General features: G+C 38.7%; 14 protein-coding genes, 4 pseudogenes and 1 other annotated feature. Of the genes and pseudogenes, 7 read left to right on the top strand and 11 right to left on the bottom strand.

Features of this window, described 5'->3' with window-relative positions:
- Window positions 1-189: 189 nt before the first annotated feature.
- The 3 genes and pseudogenes from tyrS to JCM10991_RS08640 all read right to left on the bottom strand — a co-directional run bounded on the left by tyrS (window position 190) and on the right by JCM10991_RS08640 (window position 3,533).
- Window positions 190-1,443, bottom strand: a complete 1,254-nt coding sequence (tyrS, locus tag JCM10991_RS08650) for a tyrosine--tRNA ligase (RefSeq protein WP_023859532.1) — start codon at window positions 1,441-1,443, stop codon at window positions 190-192.
- Between the two features lie 40 nt (window positions 1,444-1,483).
- Window positions 1,484-1,677, bottom strand: a binding site (T-box leader).
- Between the two features lie 36 nt (window positions 1,678-1,713).
- Window positions 1,714-2,246, bottom strand: a pseudogene (locus JCM10991_RS15820) (metal-dependent hydrolase).
- Window positions 2,247-2,357: 111 nt separating this feature from the next.
- The gene (locus tag JCM10991_RS08640) at window positions 2,358-3,533 is read right to left on the bottom strand and encodes an acetate/propionate family kinase (RefSeq protein WP_025021188.1); all 1,176 of its coding nucleotides are present in this window, start codon (window positions 3,531-3,533) and stop codon (window positions 2,358-2,360) included.
- A gap of 242 nt (window positions 3,534-3,775) precedes the next feature.
- Here JCM10991_RS08640 and apf point away from each other — a divergent pair, with 242 nt between their 5' ends.
- The 4 genes from apf (at window position 3,776) to JCM10991_RS08615 (ending at window position 7,969) form a co-directional block, all read left to right on the top strand.
- Complete coding sequence (gene apf, locus JCM10991_RS08635) at window positions 3,776-4,357, top strand: aggregation-promoting factor (RefSeq protein ID WP_025021187.1); 582 nt, start codon at window positions 3,776-3,778, stop codon at window positions 4,355-4,357.
- Between the two features lie 546 nt (window positions 4,358-4,903).
- The gene (locus JCM10991_RS08625) at window positions 4,904-5,566 is read left to right on the top strand and encodes a DUF6557 family protein (RefSeq protein WP_025021186.1); all 663 of its coding nucleotides are present in this window, start codon (window positions 4,904-4,906) and stop codon (window positions 5,564-5,566) included.
- Window positions 5,567-5,701: 135 nt separating this feature from the next.
- A complete protein-coding gene (locus JCM10991_RS08620; protein WP_025021185.1) occupies window positions 5,702-6,163 on the top strand; it encodes a flavodoxin in 462 nt (153 codons plus the stop codon).
- A 45-nt stretch (window positions 6,164-6,208) separates the two neighbouring features.
- Entirely contained in the window at window positions 6,209-7,969 is a 1,761-nt protein-coding gene (locus tag JCM10991_RS08615; protein ID WP_025021184.1) for a 1-deoxy-D-xylulose-5-phosphate synthase, read from the top strand.
- A gap of 208 nt (window positions 7,970-8,177) precedes the next feature.
- Here JCM10991_RS08615 and JCM10991_RS15210 read toward each other — a convergent pair whose 3' ends face one another.
- The 3 genes and pseudogenes from JCM10991_RS15210 to JCM10991_RS08600 form a co-directional block, all read right to left on the bottom strand.
- A complete protein-coding gene (locus JCM10991_RS15210; protein ID WP_025021183.1) occupies window positions 8,178-8,444 on the bottom strand; it encodes a hypothetical protein in 267 nt (88 codons plus the stop codon).
- Window positions 8,438-8,623 (bottom strand): annotated as a pseudogene (locus JCM10991_RS15815) (helix-turn-helix domain-containing protein); the annotation flags it as partial. The pseudogene JCM10991_RS15815 and the gene JCM10991_RS15210, both read right to left, overlap by 7 nt.
- A gap of 114 nt (window positions 8,624-8,737) precedes the next feature.
- Complete coding sequence (locus JCM10991_RS08600; protein WP_025021182.1) at window positions 8,738-9,814, bottom strand: CdaR family transcriptional regulator; 1,077 nt, start codon at window positions 9,812-9,814, stop codon at window positions 8,738-8,740.
- Window positions 9,815-9,918: 104 nt separating this feature from the next.
- Between JCM10991_RS08600 and JCM10991_RS08595 the strand changes: the two genes are divergently transcribed.
- Both JCM10991_RS08595 and JCM10991_RS08590 read left to right on the top strand, forming a co-directional pair.
- Window positions 9,919-11,214 carry a GntP family permease gene (locus tag JCM10991_RS08595; protein WP_025021181.1) on the top strand — a complete coding sequence of 432 codons (1,296 nt, stop codon included), beginning with the start codon at window positions 9,919-9,921 and terminating at the stop codon, window positions 11,212-11,214.
- A gap of 15 nt (window positions 11,215-11,229) precedes the next feature.
- Entirely contained in the window at window positions 11,230-12,366 is a 1,137-nt protein-coding gene (locus JCM10991_RS08590; RefSeq protein ID WP_025021180.1) for a glycerate kinase, read from the top strand.
- Between the two features lie 287 nt (window positions 12,367-12,653).
- Here the strand turns inward: JCM10991_RS08590 and JCM10991_RS13430 are convergent.
- From JCM10991_RS13430 to coaA, 3 genes and pseudogenes are all read right to left on the bottom strand, one after another.
- Window positions 12,654-13,573: pseudogene (locus tag JCM10991_RS13430) on the bottom strand (proline-specific peptidase family protein).
- A gap of 248 nt (window positions 13,574-13,821) precedes the next feature.
- Window positions 13,822-15,375: pseudogene (guaA, locus tag JCM10991_RS13425) on the bottom strand (glutamine-hydrolyzing GMP synthase).
- A gap of 111 nt (window positions 15,376-15,486) precedes the next feature.
- Window positions 15,487-16,413 (bottom strand): type I pantothenate kinase, encoded by a 927-nt coding sequence (gene coaA / locus JCM10991_RS08575; RefSeq protein ID WP_025021179.1) that lies wholly within the window; start codon window positions 16,411-16,413, stop codon window positions 15,487-15,489.
- Window positions 16,414-16,570: 157 nt separating this feature from the next.
- On the opposite strand from coaA, the gene JCM10991_RS08570 reads away from it, so the two are divergent.
- The gene (locus tag JCM10991_RS08570) at window positions 16,571-17,164 is read left to right on the top strand and encodes a DUF459 domain-containing protein (RefSeq protein ID WP_025021178.1); all 594 of its coding nucleotides are present in this window, start codon (window positions 16,571-16,573) and stop codon (window positions 17,162-17,164) included.
- A gap of 41 nt (window positions 17,165-17,205) precedes the next feature.
- On the opposite strand, the gene JCM10991_RS08565 is transcribed toward JCM10991_RS08570, so the two are convergent.
- On the bottom strand, window positions 17,206-17,583 hold the full coding sequence (locus JCM10991_RS08565; RefSeq protein ID WP_025021177.1) for a DUF805 domain-containing protein: 378 nt from the start codon (window positions 17,581-17,583) through the stop codon (window positions 17,206-17,208).
- Window positions 17,584-17,592: 9 nt separating this feature from the next.
- Window positions 17,593-17,862, bottom strand: coding sequence for a hypothetical protein (locus JCM10991_RS08560; RefSeq protein WP_025021176.1), 270 nt, complete (start codon window positions 17,860-17,862; stop codon window positions 17,593-17,595).
- Window positions 17,863-18,043: the final 181 nt, after the last annotated feature.

The raw sequence follows: 18,043 nt of genomic DNA, 5'->3' as shown, positions 1-18,043 counted from the left end.
TCGCTGTCTTGCGACAACTACTATAGTTTAACATTCAACACTTTAATTGTCAAACATTTTTTTATTTTGTTATTCTCAAAAGTTTTCACCTTCCGTAAACAACAAATATCATTATACTAACCTAAGATGATTCCGTCAACATTTTTTGTAAAAAAAAGAAAAGTTTCACAACTTTTCTCTCCTTCATTCCTATTTAATTCGCGCCAAAAAGTAACGTTTCTTACCCTTCCGCACAATAACAAATTTTCCGTCGAAACTTTGACTTGGATCTAAAATATAGTCCATATCTTGAATTCTTTCACCGTTAATGTAAATAGCACCGTTTTTTAAATCTTCTCGCGCTTGACGACGTGATGGTTCAATCTTGGTTACATCTACTAACCATTCCACTAGGTTAGCGGGACTAGCATCAACTTCCACACTTGGCATTTTTTGGAAACCTTGTTCGATTTGGCTAGCAGTCAAATCTCCTACCTTTCCAGAAAAGAGAGCAGCTGAAATTTTCTCCGCTTCTTCTACTGCTGCCTGGCCGTGAACAAAGGCAGTTACTTCCTGCGCCAAACGTTTTTGAGCTTCACGCTTAAATGGTTCATTAGCTACCTTTTCTTCCAATTCCGCGATTTCTTCTTGAGATAAGAAAGTAAAGTACTTCAAGTATTTCACCACATCACGGTCATCTTGATTGTACCAGAATTGATAAAATTCGTAAGGGCTGGTCTTTTCTGGGTCAAGCCACACGGCCCCACCCGCTGATTTACCAAACTTAGTTCCGTCAGCTTTCAACATCAAAGGAATCGTTAAGGCATAAGCTTCCGCCTTGTTACCTTCTAATTTGTGGATTAAATCAATCCCCGCAGTAATGTTACCCCATTGGTCAGAACCACCAATTTGTAATTGAACATCATTGTGTTTCCAAAGATGGTGAAAGTCAACCCCTTGTAAAATTTGGTAAGTGAATTCGGTATAGGAAATCCCACTTTCCAAGCGGCTAGCAACCACATCTTTAGCCAACATGGTATTGATACTAAATAATTTCCCATAATCACGTAAAAAGTCTAACATACTTAATTGTGATAACCAATCATAATTGTTGACAATCGTAATGTTGTCTTCCCCAAAAAGCTTCTTCATTTGTGCTGTTAAAGCTGCTTCATTGTGGTGCACTTGTTCCATAGATTGAAGCACCCGTTCCGTTGAGCGACCAGAAGGATCCCCAATTGAACCCGTCCCGCCACCAATTAAAATATGGGCCCGGTGACCAGCTTCTTGGAAACGTTTCAACATCATAAAAGGAATTAAGTGTCCAATATGCAGGCTGTCCCCCGTAGGATCAGTCCCACAGTAAAGCCCGACTGACTTACTATCTAATAATTTACGCAAACCTTCTTCATCTGACATTTGGTTTAAAGCACCGCGCCAGGATAATTCATCGATAATGTTCATATAATCCTCCTTAAAACAAAAAGTCCCCTTGGTCCAGAACCAAAGGGACGAAAAAATTTCCGCGTTACCACCCAGATTGCTGTCATAAAGACAACCTGCTTTGTCATCGTTAACGAGATGAACCGTGTTGACTCCATAGTGTAATTCAACTACCTACTATATCTTGGTTCGCAGCTTCCACCAAGTCTCTGGAACATTGCGCAGGCACCTACTATGCTACTTCTCTGTCAATATCACCAATATAGCGAACTTCCCTGCCCTTGTCAATATTTAGGTCAGCTTATTTTGCAATTCTAAAAGCCAAGTTTGCAGTCGCGATAGGAATTCACCTGAAAATAAACTTTCCAGCTGTCCTTGCCACAACATCTTAACTTCTACCAATAGTAGACAAACTACAAAACCAAAAAATATATGTTCACTTAAGCTACTCGTTTTATACCGTAAAAATTTTCCCCCCAAGTGCCAAGGCTTTTTTTGTAATGGCCAAAAAAAGCGAATACCATCTCGAGAAAAGCCATCTTCCAAAAGATGTAAAAGATAGCCCCAAGCAAACCAAAAAGGAACATACGCTAGCGATGCTGCCAGATAAGTTTGCGCAAAAACATTTCCCATAATATAGATAATTGCCAGTGCCAACAGCGAATGTGTCGCGCCACGGTGACCAAAAGTTTTGTTGGTGACCCGACTAACAATCTTGGCTTTTTGGCCACATAAGACCGGGGATGGTCAATATCAGGAAAAAGACTTCCTAAAACCACAGCGCCTAGGTTAATCATCGTCAACTCATCGGTCACAGACAACATGGGCACCGCAAAAGTCATGGAAGTTACTATATGCGTTTTATATTCCATCGCTTACTTTTCTTTCTATAAGTATTACTTCCATTGTAATACGAAAAGTGGAAACTGGCAAAACTAGGCTAATTGCGCCTTAATTTGACGCACCATTTCTAACTCTTCGTTAGTTGGTACTACCATAAATTTAAAAGTGGCATCCTCTGGTGAAATAATTCCCTCTTCAATGCTTTCATTTACTTGACTATCAATCTTTAGTCCTAAGAAAGACAATTTATCCGCTAAAGCCTGGCGTAGCCAAGGATTATTTTCACCAATTCCACCAGAAACCACCAAGGCATCCAAGCCACCTAATTCCGCCATGTAACTACCGACGTATTTCACAATGCGATTTACAAAAATGTCCAAGGCCAACTTAAATTGCGGATCAGCCTGGTTGGCTACAATATCACGCATATCATCAGACTTTTCCGTCAAACCTAATAAACCAGACCTACTGTTGAAAATGTCCAAGACTTCTGACGCGCTAAGATTAAGTTTTTCCATTAAGAAAGGTACTAGTGACGGATCTAAATCTCCCCCACGTGTTCCCATCGTTAAACCAGTTAACGGAGTAAATCCCATAGAAGTATCAAAAGCCCTGCCATCCTTGATAGCAGCTACCGATGATCCACTCCCCAAATGCAAAGTAATTAGCTTTAAGTCTTGAGCTGGCTTATTTAACAATTCAGCAGTACGTTTCAACAAATAAGTATGACTAATACCATGTTCCCCATAACGACGGATTTCATATTTCTTGGTATATTCGTAAGGAATACTAAAAATTGCATTCATCTCTGGTAAATCTGTGTAGAATTGACTATCAAAAACCGCATATTGTGGTGTTTGAGGCATGACACCTTGCATCAATTCAATATACTTAGCTTCCATCGGATTATGTAATGGCGCATGATCTTTTAAGGCTACAATTTCTGCTAACACGTCTTTCGTAACTAAAGTTGCGTGACGAAACTTCATCCCCCCGGCAACCACACGGTGACCAACAGCGGTAATTTCTTCTAATTGGGCAATCTTTAAGGTAGCCAATTTTTCAATGATTAACTGCGCAGCTTGCTCGTAACTTAAATTAGCAATCTCTTCCTTCATAGTTTGACCAGCAAATGTTACTGCAAAATTTGCCTTAGGTTGACCAATCCTTTCAACCAAGCCTTTGGCAATTACCGCTTCATTTCCTTGGGAAAATAGTTTCCATTTCACCGACGAACTCCCGGCGTTAAGCAAAAGTATCTTTGACATCTTTTTACCTCATCTATTCAATAATCTTTATCTATTATACCGTAACTCAATGACCATGACCGCTAAGGTATCCGCTTTATATTTACAGTAATATTACAAAAAACAATAAAAAGTAAACTTCTTGCCACCTATCTGTTATTTTTCTTCGTTATACTAGGTCCTGTAATTAAGTTTGTAAGATAAAACTTAGCAATGATAACTCTATAGATAACAACGAATTTTCCGGGGAGGAAATAAATTATATGAATTTAAAAAAAGTTATTGCATCATCAGTTGCACTTTCAGGAACTATCGCCGCTACAGGGATTGCCGCTAATGCCGACACAATTGTCGTACAAAACGGTGACACACTATCAAAGCTTGCCCACGAACACAACACCACAGTTGATGAAATCGTGAACGTTAACAAACTATCTAACCGCGACTTAATTTTCGTTGGTGACAAACTTGAAATCAATGATACTGACGGTAAAACAACTACTGCCGCACAAACAGCTACAACCACTACTAACAACCAACAAACAGCCACTGCCCCAGCCCAACAAGCAGCTCCAGTGCAACAACAAGGAACACAACCTGCTGTTACTTCTAGTGTAGCTGGTGGTGATGCTGCTGCTAAAGAATGGATTGCACAACGTGAATCAGGTGGTTCATACTCTGCAGCTAACGGCCAATACATTGGTCGTTACCAATTATCCGCTTCATACTTAAACGGCGATTACTCTCCAGCTAACCAAGAACGTGTAGCTGACCAATATGTCGCATCTCGTTACGGCTCATGGTCAAATGCCCAAGCATTCTGGCAATCACACGGTTGGTACTAAGATAAAAAACTGACAGAGACATAGCACGTATTCATTAATTTGGATGCGTGTTTTTTTATTTTATAACAAAAATTGTACTGTCAACTTTACGTCATCGGAAGTGAAATACGCTAAAACTCCCCTTTCTACCGTAACTAAACACAAAAAAGGACTAACTTTCGCTAGTCCCCACGCTTACGGTCAGGTAATCAGCCTAACCAATTGTGCATTAACTAATATTCGTAGTTTTAGTATAACACCAATTGTCTACATATGCTATAATTTTATTTGTGCATTAGGTCTAATCAACCAATAGTACTAGAAAGGAGGAAACTCCTTTGACGTTATTACTAATATTCGTAATTGTTCCATTTGGAACACTCAAAAAAGTGTTTAAGAAGTTACTAAAGTTTTTACTTGAGGACTAATTAAGTACTAGGGTGCTATCTTCGGATAGCGCTTTTTTGTATTCAAGCGAAGATTTTGCCAGAGACTTTTCTTTCGAGTTTGAAGATTGGTGGGCAAACCTTTTAGATCAAGATTAAGCCTACGAAACGGAGATAGAGTATGAAAACAGTTCAAGAACACCTAAAACAGGCGAATATTGATAACCTTATTAATGCATTTTATTACAAGTATCCAGCAAAACTAGACGATTTTGCTGACGATGTTACTATTGCTCAAGCCAAGAAATATAATTATGATTCCATGTATATGTTTATTGAAAACTTGAAGAAAACCCCAATTACACCTAACAATGATGATAAAACTTGGATTTTTTACGTCTATCACAATATAAACGACTACATGCCCGAACCTATATTCAATTTAACGCCTCTAAAGGAATTAAAAGAATTAGGTTCTCAAGCTTATAGTTACGCTTATGAATTTACTCCTCAAGCAGAAGTCTTAGGCTATTTTATTGCTGAAAACAAGCTTACCACCTACTATTTAGAGGATTTATTAGTTGAAATTCTTTACGAAATGTCTTTTTTCGGTCTAAAACAAGAAGAATTACCTGTAGAAAAAACAAAGTTAGATGAACAAATTAAAGAGTTTAAGGCTACGAATCCCAACCAGTTAAGCGTTGATGACTTTTTAGAAAATACAAAGCTTGACCACTTTACGGCTGAAGAAAAAGTATACGAAAAACAAGCATTTGACGCTAAGATGACGCTTGGTGAACTGTCCATGAAACGAGCTATCAAAGAAATATGTAAGAACAAGTAAGCGTATAATCATCAAATCCCCTCTTGACTTAGAGTGAACTCCAAGTTCTATATTATAGTTAGTTGTTGGAATCAAAGATTTATACTTTTTATTACCAATAATGTAAAATCTAATAAATTATGGGAGGCATTTTCTATGAAAACACTCGTTATTTATTTTTCCGAAACAGGAACGACCAAAAAATGCGCTCAAATAATTGCTGATGCTACTAACGCAGATTTGTACGAAATTAAAGCAAAAATTCCTTACACAAGTCAAGATAGAAATTGGCATGATAATGCGAGTCGCTGTAATCAAGAACAAGCCGATGATACCTGTCGACCAGCATTTGTCGGAAATCTACCTGACCTTTCCAAGTATGAACGTATTCTTATCGGGCACCCAACTTGGTGGGGAATTCCACCACGAATCATTCAAACGGTACTTGACCATTTAGATCTTACCACTAAAAATTTAGGAAGTTTTGCAACGTCTGGTGGCTCTACTTACCAAAAGGCACAACCGATTTTTGACAGCTACACAGCTAAAAAGCATATCACAGGTGAGGTCTTAAACTCCCCCGATGCTATCAACCGCTGGCTCAAAAAATTAAACTAATTAACAAAGTAACAGACCGATTTAATCAAAGATTGGAGACTTATTATGCTTCTTGAAAAAATTACCTCCCCCGAAGATGTTAAAAAATTATCACATGAAGAACTACAAACTTTAGCTGATGAAGCACGAAAAGCTTTGCTAGAAAAAACCAGTCGTCATGGTGGACATAACGGACCTAACTTTGGCGTTATTGAATTAACAATCGCTCTTCATTATGTTTTCAATTCACCTAAGGATAAGATTATTTTCGATGTATCACATCAATCTTATGTCCACAAAATGCTGACCGGTAGAGCCCAAGCCTTTTTAGACCTAGCCCACTACGATGACGTTTCAGGTTACACTAATCCCCATGAAAGTGAACATGATTTATTTTCAATTGGTCACACCTCAACGTTACTTGCACTCGCATCAGGTGTCGCCAAGGCACGTGATTTAAAAGCCGAAAATAGTAATATTGTAGCCGTAATTGGTGATGGCTCCATGTCTGGTGGGCTCGCTTACGAAGGACTTAACCAGATTGCAACCGAAGGCACTAATACTATCGTTATTTTAAATGATAATGAACAATCAATTGCTACTAACCCAACTGGTGGACTCTACACAGCTCTAAGAAAACTGCGTGAAAGCAAAGGCAGCGCCAATGATAACCTATTTAGAGCGCTAGGCTTTGATTACCACTACTTGGAAGATGGTAATGATTTAAAAAGTCTGATTAAACTTTTAGAAGAAGTTAAGGATACCGACCACCCTGTCTTCCTGCATCTTCATACCCAAAAAGGACATGGTGTGCCCTTTATGGAACAAAATCGCGAAGCTTTCCATGCCGGTGGTCCCTATAATCCCGAGACCGGAGCTTACCTCACCGGTAGTCAAGTTGGCGAAACTTATGATAGTATCACAACTGATCTGGTACTAGATAAAATCGCTAAAGATCCCACTGTGGTCGTTGTTAATGCGGGAACTCCAATGTTCATCTTTAATCAGGAACAACGGAAACAAGCGGGAAAGCAGTTCGTTGATGTTGGGATTGCTGAAGAGGAAGCTGCTACTATGACTGCTGGTTTAGCTAAAAACGGTGCTAAACCAATTTGGGTTGTTACTTCGACCTTTATGCAACGCGCCTACGATCAATTATCCCATGATATTGCACTTAACAACCAGGCCTCCACTATTTTAGTATACATGGCCTCTGCCAACGCTATGAATGATGAAAGTCACCTTGGTTTCTTTGATATTCCATTCTTATCGCATATTCCAAATATGGTCTACTTGGCGCCAACAAATAAGGAAGAACACCAAGCAATGTTGGACTGGGCAATTAACCAAAACCAACATCCCGTTGCTATTCGGGTCCCAGTGGGTCCCTTGGTCGAAACAGGTATCAAGGATACAACCGATTATAGCCAACTCAATAAGAACAGGGTAATTCAAAAAGGATCAAAAGTTGCATTATTTGGTTTAGGTAATTTCTTCCATCTTGCCGAACAAGTTGCCAAAGTTTTAAAAGCCGAACATAACATCACTGCAACGGTGGTCAACCCTCGCTTTATTACGGGACTTGATACTAAGCTTCTTGATAGTTTAACTACTGATCATAAAGTTCTTGTTACACTCGAAGATGGAATTCTTGAAGGTGGCTATGGACAAACTATTGCTAGTTACCTTGGTAATTCGGACTTAAAGGTTAAAAACTATGGTATCGACAAAGCCTTCCATGACCGCTATGATGCCACAGAATTATTAGTCGCCAATGGAATCACCGTAGAAAATATCGTAGCTCAAATCTTAAATGATTTGAAATAATGCTAAATGTCTCTTACTCAAACGAACAACCGTAATTAAATTAACTGCAAAAACGTTTAAAAAAATAATCCACCGCTAGAAATCAACGCTGATACAGCATTAATTTCTAGCGGTTTTTATAACTATTTTGTTTCAGGTAATATTTAACTTTTCTCTCAAATTGCAAATATAAGTTAGCCACTTTATCTCAAAAAGATACTTCTTGATTCTAAGAAGTAAGTGAAAGTACTTCATTGTACAAGTAAACAGATTCGGCAGAGTAACCACCTAAAAGCTTTCGTGGGTAGTCATTGATTGCATCTTCTACGAATTGAATGTAGTCATCAGTATATGATGAAATAGCAGTACTTTTATGGATAAATCGTCTAATAATACGAATTACATTCTCATTTGAACCACGTTCACATGGAATAAATTCCGTAGGAATTACTTCTTCAAGCTTTTGAGTTGTTGCATATGGTGAGTACTTACCCATCCACGCTTAACCTCATTATTAATAGTTTGAGGGGCCCTATTGAGCTTCCTAGCGATTTGACGGTTAAATAAGCCCATTTATTTGTAGGCTTGAATTTGTCCACGCTCTTGAATCGTTAAATGAGTTCCTTTTTGAGGGTGATTTATTACAATTTGTGTGTTATCATTAACCAATGTCATAAGTACTTTACCGTGCCTTTCATTTGTTTTGTTTGGTTATTTTATGATAACACGGTAAATGCTTATGGCATTTTTTTATTTTACTAGGTGGTTAACTTAATTTTACAGTTTGCCTTACTTTTTTAAAACCGAAATTCCTCGATTTTTAGAATCAAGATAGGTGAGAAGAGCTGCATATAACTGAAAGAGGTCGACAAAATTATGTGGGTCTAACCCCATTAGCTCTTTAATTTTAGCTAGCCGATACAATAAAGTATTACGGTGAATGTGTAACTTAAGTGCTGTTTGCGACATATTACCATTATTTTTGAAATAAGTTAGTAAAGTTTCTAGCAAGTCGGTACCTAGACTCGTGTTTTCTAATAACGAAAATTTCTTCAATAATTCGGTATCATCATTAAGGCTAGACTCTAGAATTTTTTGAAGAAAATATACTTGACCATAGCTATGATAGTCTTCTTGCAATAAATTCGCAAAGTGCAACGTCGTTTGTGCCTCAAAAAATGAGCGCCCAACATTAACCCCTGTCATCCCTACTGCAACTCGGTAACCTCTTTGATACGCATAATCTAAACATGCTTGGATCGACTTTTTACTATGACAAATCATAACTTGAGTATCAACAGAACGGTTTAAATGAAAGTCTTGTTGACTCAATTTCAAATCCATAAGATCATGGTGTGAACACTTAATTACCACAACGGTTCTTTCTTGATAAAAGTCGATATTTAAATCTAACGCTTCTCTCTTTAAATTTTCAACCGTATCAGTATCAATGTCCTTTTGCGTCCATCTAAAAAGAAAACGGGTTAACTTCTTAGCCTTGCTCTCCTCACTTTCCTGAAAAGCTCGTTGTTCTAATAATAACTCAGTCGCATCCTTTAGTAGTAAAGCAAATGGTTTGACATGAATCGGATCCCCCGTAATACCTACTACCCCGATAACACGATTTCGAAATTCAATTGGCATATTAATTCCTGGTTGGACGTTTCCTCTTTCTTTATTTTGCTTATAAATTAAAATTTTCTTAGTCTGTAATACTCGACAAGCTTCACTATGTTTTTTACCGATTCTTTCAACTTCACCACTTGCAATAATTATCCCTTTTTCATTCATAATATTAACGTTAAAAGGAATATCTTTCATCATCTTGTCTACAATTTTTTGTGCTAAAATTCGGGTTAATTTCATGTATCATTCATCCTTTGCAAAAAATACTGTGCAAACGCACAATGTAAGCGCATTAAAAACATGTTATATTTTAACACATAAATTAAAAAATTGAGGTGGATTTTATGGTTTCAAGTACTATTTCTTGGATTGCTGCATTAGCGGGCTTAGTAGTAGCAATCATATTAATTTTAAAAAAATTCAATCCAGTTTACTCGTTATTTTTAGGCGCTATTATCGGTTGCTTATTAGGCGGTTTGTCATTTGCCCAAACAATAAATATCATCATTTCTGGAACTCAAAGTGTCATAGGTACTGCTATTAGAGTTTTAGCTGCTGGTATTTTAGCCGGTGTGATGATGGAATCTGGCGCTGCTGAAACTATCGCTCATGCAATTGTTACCAAAATGGGAAATAAACAAGCTTTACTTTCTCTTGCGCTCTCAACCATGATTATTACAGCAGTAGGTGTCTTTATTCCTGTAGCAATACTCATTGTCGCTCCTATTGCTCTTTCAGTAGGGAAACAAACTGGAATTAGTAAGTTAGCTCTTTTAACTGCTTTATCCGGTGGTGGTAAAGCCGGAAACATTATATCTCCTAACCCTAATACCATCGCGGCAGCTAACGGTTTTCACCTTAATCTTAGTAGCGTTATGTTAGCAGGACTTATTCCCGCCCTCTTCGGATTAGTAACCGCAGTATTAGTTGCTAGTTTAATTAAGAATAAAGGACAGGCAGTTAAAGAACATGATTTAGATGATAACTCTACCCAAAAAGAATTACTTCCACTGCGAAAAGCCCTAATTGCTCCAGGATTGGCTATTATCCTCTTATTACTTAATCCAATTGGATCTGTCTTACACATATCATTTCTTACTAAGTTAGATATTGACGCTATGTATATTCTCCCATTTTCTTCAGTCGTTGGGACTCTCGCAATGGGACAAGGTAAAAAAATTGCTAGGTATGCTCATCTTGGTTTAACTAAGGTTACTGATACTGTTTTAATTTTATTAGGTGCCGGCGCCATTGCTGGTTTAATTTCCACTTCAAATCTATCGACACAAATCGTTAATTTAATCGATAATATAGGCATCTCAGGAACTTTCCTTGCTCCGATTTCTGGTATTTTGATGGGACTTGCTGTTGGTTCAACTTCAACCGCCGTTATCTTGGCCACTGGTTCTTTTGGTAAAGCAATCCTTGATACGGGTACCTCTGCTTTAGCAGGCGCTGTGATGGTCCACACAGGGGCTACTGTAATCGACTCTGTCCCTCAAGGAAACTATTTCCACATCACCGCACAAAGTATGCATATGTCAATTAAAGAACGAATTCAAGTAATTCCTTACGAAATGTGTGTCGGTGGTGTTATGACACTTGTTGCAACTATTTTATATGGTTTTATTTTAAAATAACAGGAGGAATTTAACATGCCAAAATTTGTACTCGCACCTGATTCATTTAAAGAAAGTATGTCCGCTAAAGAAGTCTGCCAAGCTATGGAGAAAGGAATCCGCAAAGTTTATCCTGATGCTGAAATCATCCATGTTCCAATGGCTGATGGAGGTGAAGGAACAACTGACTCCCTAGTTGATGCCACTCACGGAAGGAAGGAAGTTCTCAAAGTACAAGGACCCCTACCACATCAAACAGTTGACGCTTACTACGGTATTTTAGGCGATGGTAAAACTGCAGTAATTGAAATGGCCCAAGCTAGTGGTCTTATGTTAGTTGCACCGCAAGAGCGTAATCCCTTAATTACCAATACTTACGGTACAGGGCAATTAATTAAAGATGCTCTTAATCATGATATCGACACCATTATCATCGGAATCGGTGGTAGCGCAACGGTTGATGGAGGAATGGGCATGGCTCAAGCTTTGGGAGCTATATTCCTTGACAAAAACGGTCATGAATTAACCGGTAACGGAGAAAATCTCCTAAAAATTTCCAAAATCGACACTACACATCTTGATCCACGCTTGCAAAAAACACAAATTATCATTGCTAGTGATGTCAAAAATATCCTTACTGGCCCTGATGGGGCAGCATTTGTCTTTGGCCCTCAAAAAGGAGCTAATCCTCAACAAGTACAACAACTAGACCAAGGTCTGCAACATTTTTCCAACATTATCGTACGTGATCTCGGCAAACAAGTTGACCAAATTCCTGGGAGTGGGGCTGCTGGCGGTTTGGGGGCTGGGTTGCTCGCCTTTACCAATGCCAAACTCCAAACTGGAGTTGAAATCGTCGCACAAACTGTTAAACTCGCTGAAAAAATTGCCCAAGCTGACTATGTTTTTACCGGTGAAGGTGGGATGGATTTTCAAACTAAATTTGGCAAAACTCCTTTTGGCGTCGCGCAAATTGCTCAAAAGGCTGGCAAACCTGTTTTTGCAGAAGCTGGTTACTTAGGCGAAAGGATTGAAGAACTCTACGCTACCGGCATTACTGCCATTTTTGGGATTGTCGATAAAGCTCAAAGTTTAGAAGAATCTTTAAAAGCTGGCCCCCAAAATATCGCCAGAACTACCGAAAATATCGCCCGCTTGATTAAGATTAATTAAGTTCAATAGCAACGATAAGGCTACATGCAAGCTTACAAAAGTGTTCGTTTCTATGTACCGCAAATACATTGTAGCGACACTTCAACCAAAAAGGTTTCTAATCGTATCACCTCCTCATTTTTGAGGATTGTGTACTGTCAGGTACAAAATACTTATAACAAGAAGCGGTAGAGAGCGCAATATAGCAAGAATTTTGTTATGCGTCTTTGTCGCTTTTTGTTTTTATTAAACTAATTTCTTTTCAGCAAAAAACAGCAAATCCTAATTATGGCTTTGCTGTCTTGTTACTATTCTTCTTCGTTTTGGAAAGTACCCGCTTCGACATCTTTGATAAAGTCTGCCAAATGTTTGTAGTAACTTCAGCGTTATCTATCATGTGGTGGTGACCACCATTCGGGGTGGTTACCAAACGCGAGTTAGGTAAGAGTCTATTCATAGTGTGAGCTGTTTTGATAGGCATGGATTCATGTTCACCAAAGGTTAATAAAGTTGGAGTCGTGATGTCCTTAAGTTTATCCCGAAAATGCCATTGATCTAGCTTCCCTTTGATAACAAATTCATTGTCACCTTGGAAAGTATTGTAAACTTTCGTACCACCTAAATCCTTTAAGTGATAAAGCTTAGAAGGTTGTTTTCTATCAATAAAGTTTTCATTCATGATTTGCACATATTCCTGATACTTAGGGTTAGCATAATCATTTTTTTCTTCACATTCAAGCATGAAATCCACCGCTTCCTTAGGTAAGGTTTCTTCACGCAAGCGATTAATATTAGCCACATATTCATCAATCTCGTCTACCATAGAGGAAATGATGGCCCCTTTTAAGTGGTCACCATATTTGTGGGCATACATTTGTACCAAGGCCCCACCCCAACTTTGACCGATTAAGTAGAAATTATCGAGGCCTAATTTTTGACGGACTTCTTCCACTTCATCCAAGAAGTAATCATATGTCAAATACTTTTCAGCAATCGCTGGATTATCATAATCAGGTTGGTCAGAGTACAGTGAACCTAACTGGTCATACATATGCACTTGAACGTCTAAACCTTGCTTTTTAAGCTGATCAGCTGTATCTTCCCAATATTCATGGTTGCCACCGGGACCTCCATGTAAGGCTAAAAGGTGAACTGTCCCTTGTCCTTGAGTATTAGTCCATAGATGATAGCCGTTGTCTAATGTAATAATAGTTGTTCCTTGTTTCATAAAAATCACTCCTCTGACGATTTTACATGTTGATTTTACCACTTTTTAGTTGCTAGATTAAAATCAAAAAACCAAGCCAAAATTAGCTTGGTCAATTACTCATATCAGTTAGCCACAAAACAAAAAAGTGTCATCTAAAACCTTATCTTTTTTCCTTTTTTGTATCAGATAATAACGACTGATTAAAAATAAAAACCTTATTAAACGGGCATTTATTACGTTATATGAGGTGTTACAAAGCACCCGAATTACTCCCATTCGATAGTGGAAGGTGGCTTGGAGGTAATGTCGTAGAGACGCGGTTGATGTGGGCCACTTCGTTTACCATGCGAACAGAGATGGCTTGTAAAACATCCCAGTCAATCTTGGCAAAGTCCGCTGTCATCCCATCAATCGAAGTTACCGCACGAATCCCAATCGTGTAGTCATATGTCCGACCATCTCCCATCACCCCAACAGAGCGAATTCCTGGTAAGACCGTGAAGTATTGCCAAATTTCTTGGTCTAAACCATGTTTAGCAATTTCTTCACGCAAGATGGCATCAGACTCACGAACAATTTCTAATTTTTCTTCCGTAATTTCACCAATCACCCGAATTCCTAAGCCAGGACCTGGGAATGGTTGACGCCACACTAATTCATGTGGAATCCCCAATTTTTCACCTAACTCGCGAGCTTCGTCCTTAAATAAGGTGTTCAATGGTTCAATTAATTCAAAGCCTAATTCTTCTGGTAAACCACCTACATTGTGGTGTGACTTAATCGTTTGAGCCGTATCTGTCCCAGATTCAATTACGTCAGTATAGAGCGTTCCTTGCGCAAGGAAATCTGCATCCTTTAACTTACGCGCTTCATCATTGAAAACTTCCACAAACTCATTACCGATAATTTTCCGCTTGCGTTCAGGGTCGGAAACACCGGCTAATTTACCTAAGAAACGATCTGCTGCATCGACTTTGACAATTTTAACTTCCTAGTCCTTTACCTAAAGCTTCCATCACTTGGTCAGCTTCATTTTTCCGTAAAAGACCATGATCGACGAAGATACAAGTCAACTGGTCTCCGATTGCCCGGTTCAAGAGCGCTGCGGTAACACTAGAGTCAACCCCACCAGAAAGACCTAAAATTACTTTTTTGTCACCGACTTTGGCACGAATATCAGCCACTTGCATATCAATAAAGTCTGTCATGGACCAGTTAGCTTGGGCCCCACAAACATCGAAAGCAAAGTGACGTAAAATATCATTTCCGAATTCCGTATTCCGAACTTCAGTGTGGAATTGTAAACCATAAAGTTTCTTGGCATCGTTGGCCATCGCTGATATTGGGCAGTTGGCACTTGTTGCCGTTACTTCAAAGCCAGCTGGAACTTGAGTTACCAAATCCCCGTGACTCATCCAAACGGTTTGTTCCTTAGGTAGGTCCTTAAACATGACGTTATCTCTAACTACATCAATGATAGCCTTCCCGTATTCCTTATTAGTAGCACTTTCAACTTTCCCACCTTCAAGAGTATGGGCCATTAATTGCATCCCGTAGCAAATTCCTAAAACAGGAATGCCCAAGTTCAAAATTTCTGGATCTACTGTAAAAGCAGATTCATCGTAAACACTATTGGGACCACCGGAAAAGATAATACCCTTAGGATTCATCGCCTTAATTTCAGCTGCGGTAAGTTTGTGAGACATCAATTCTGAGTAAATCCCAAACTCGCGAATCCGACGTGTAATCAACTGGTTGTACTGACTTCCGAAGTCCAAGACAATAATCTTGTCGAAAGCATTACGGTCAACATTTGCCAAGTCTTTCACCTCATAGTTCTTTCTTTAACTTTGTTTACGCCTAATTTTATCTATTTCTTCCGTCAAGGTCAACCGCTTTTTGAGTAAATTCCGTACATTTAGACCAAAAATTCAATATTTACGCAAAAATAGTTCGTTTACCAAATGATTTTCCCCTTTAGACATAATTAAATCTGCGCGATTTCTTGTAGGCAAGATATATTCTAAAAGATTGGGGTGGTTCACCTTCTGCCAGACGTTGCGTGCCATTTTCATAGCAACTTCCCGACTACCGATAGCATAGGAGTAGTAATAATCATTGGGATTATTTTGGGCAATATCAAGTAACATGTTGAAACGTTCAAGGTACCACTTCTTGATTAACTCTTCTTTCGCATCAACGTAAATTGAAAAATCAAAGTAGTCACTGACATAAAGTTGTTGATTACTTGGTAACTGGAGGGTATTAATCCCCTCAATAATTAAAATATCGACCTGATTAATAACTTCATATTCACCAGCCACAATATCGTATGTATTGTGAGAATAAACCGGTGCTTTGGCTGGAAGTCCGTTGCGCACATCGTCAACGAAACGTAAAAGGCGATCCATATCATAGCTTTCCGGGAAGCCTTTTTTTTCCATTAATTGCCGGCGTTTGAGTTCAGCATTAGGATATAAGAAACCATCGGTTGTAATCAAGCGTACCATTTTATTAGGATAAACTTCTTGCAAAATATTTTGTAATAGTCGCGCCGTAGTACTCTTGCCGACTGCTACTGAACCGGCAATACCGATAATGAAAGGCGTATGTTTTTGTTGAATACCGAGAAAATTAGCCTGTAATTTTTGTTTTTCTTGCTGATTTTGTAAAATTCCTTCCAATAGCCGCACCAAGGGTAAGTAGACCTCTTGTACATCCGCTTGGGAAATACGGTCATTCAATGAAAGAATATGGTTCAGCTTTTTGGAACTGAGTTTAATATTCAAGGCCTTGTGCCGGTCAAGGGAATACCATTCCTGGCGGGAAATTTTGAAGTAGTTTAATTGATTTTCCACGATGCACCTCTTGAACAAAATAATTAATAAACATTATACCACAACTAAAACCGCTTTCTCGATAAATCGTCCACACTTTTTTAGCAAGTTTCTCACTTTATTTTCATTGTTTTTTAAGTTATAATAGGACATGGATTTTAACGAGGAGGAACGTTTTATGAACCGGATTATTTTATTGGGTGACAGTATTACCGCAGGAGTAATTGATGGCTTCCCGTCTACTACCTTCACACATAAGTTACAAGCTAAATTCCCTCAAAGTGAATTTATCAATCGTGGAGTACCAGGGGACAATACCAAAAATGCCCAAACTCGCCTTCAGGCCGACGTCTTCGAAGTTAATCCTCAGGTGGTACTCATCTTTTTTGGTACTAACGATGCGGCCGCAACTGATATTTCGCTTGAAGATTATAAAGACAATCTCAAGAAAATGATTGATATGATTGGTAGTCAAAAAGTTATCTTAGTCACACCAGGATTAGCAGATGAAACTTTACATCCTGATCGTTTAGACCAAAAGATGGCAGCCTATGCTTTGGCGACCCGCGAAGTAGCACACTTGTACAATATTCCCTTGGTGGATTGGAATAAAGTCTTCTTACTCTATAAAGAAAATAAGGACCAACTCCTCCAAGCCGACGGAATTCACTACAGTTCTGAGGCCTATGACCTTTTAGTGGAAACAATTGCTCCCGTTTTAAAAGAAAAATTAGCGGGTTTGAATTCCCTTAACCTCTACCACATCAAGTAATAATTATGCGTAAAAAAACCGGCATCACGCCGGCTTTTTATTTATTTTGATGGTTGAGCTTGCATTAAGATTAAAGCTAGGTGACCAAATACTGGTACCAAGATGATAAACATCCACCATGGTTGATAACCCGCATCTCGTAAACGCCGAACCCCGGCAGCAATCCAAGCTAATAGGGCCCAAATAGCATAAACTGCCCCAATAAAGGCAATGGTATAGGCGATATAAGTGTAGACTTGTTGTTGTGCAATAACTCCCAACACAAAACAAACTACACCGGCGTATGTCGCTAACATGGTAACGATACTACTGGTAAGCGTAAACCACCAAAAATCAGCCCGCTTAGTTTGACCTTTGTAATCTAAAACTGACTTCAATCCCGTACCTAAAACTCGCAATAAGGCTGTATCATTTTTCATCTTTCTCACCTACCCCATCAAACCATACGCCATTAGCGTCATAATCATTTGTAATAATTGTACCGTGTAAAAAGTAGCAATCAAACCACTGCCGAGCATCAGACTCTTAGCCCAAATACTAGGACTGTACCATTCACTTACTCCTGCAAAAATAAAAGTTAAAACTGCGGCAATCCCACCGTAGAGACCAACCACTGGTAAGCAAAGACTGACAATCGCAGCAATAATTGCCAAAGCTAACCCAATGACTTGGACTTTATTATTTTTAAAATATTCCATAAAATTCTCTTTCCTTTCTGACTTCCTTTCTAGCATACCACCAAAACTCTAGAATTTCGCATCTTTTAGATAAAATTTAAATTTAAACTCTAAATTTCCGAAAAAGGTAGCGGACTCTTCACACTTCTTTCATATTTTCCGCGTATCTGTCAACTACCCCTCTCTAAAGAGAGAGGCTTGT

The sequence above is a fragment of the Ligilactobacillus equi DSM 15833 = JCM 10991 genome (assembly GCF_000615765.1).
Classification (GTDB): domain Bacteria; phylum Bacillota; class Bacilli; order Lactobacillales; family Lactobacillaceae; genus Ligilactobacillus; species Ligilactobacillus equi.
The sequence above is the reverse complement of the archived record's forward strand: the minus strand, read 5'-3'. Positions and strand labels throughout refer to the sequence as shown.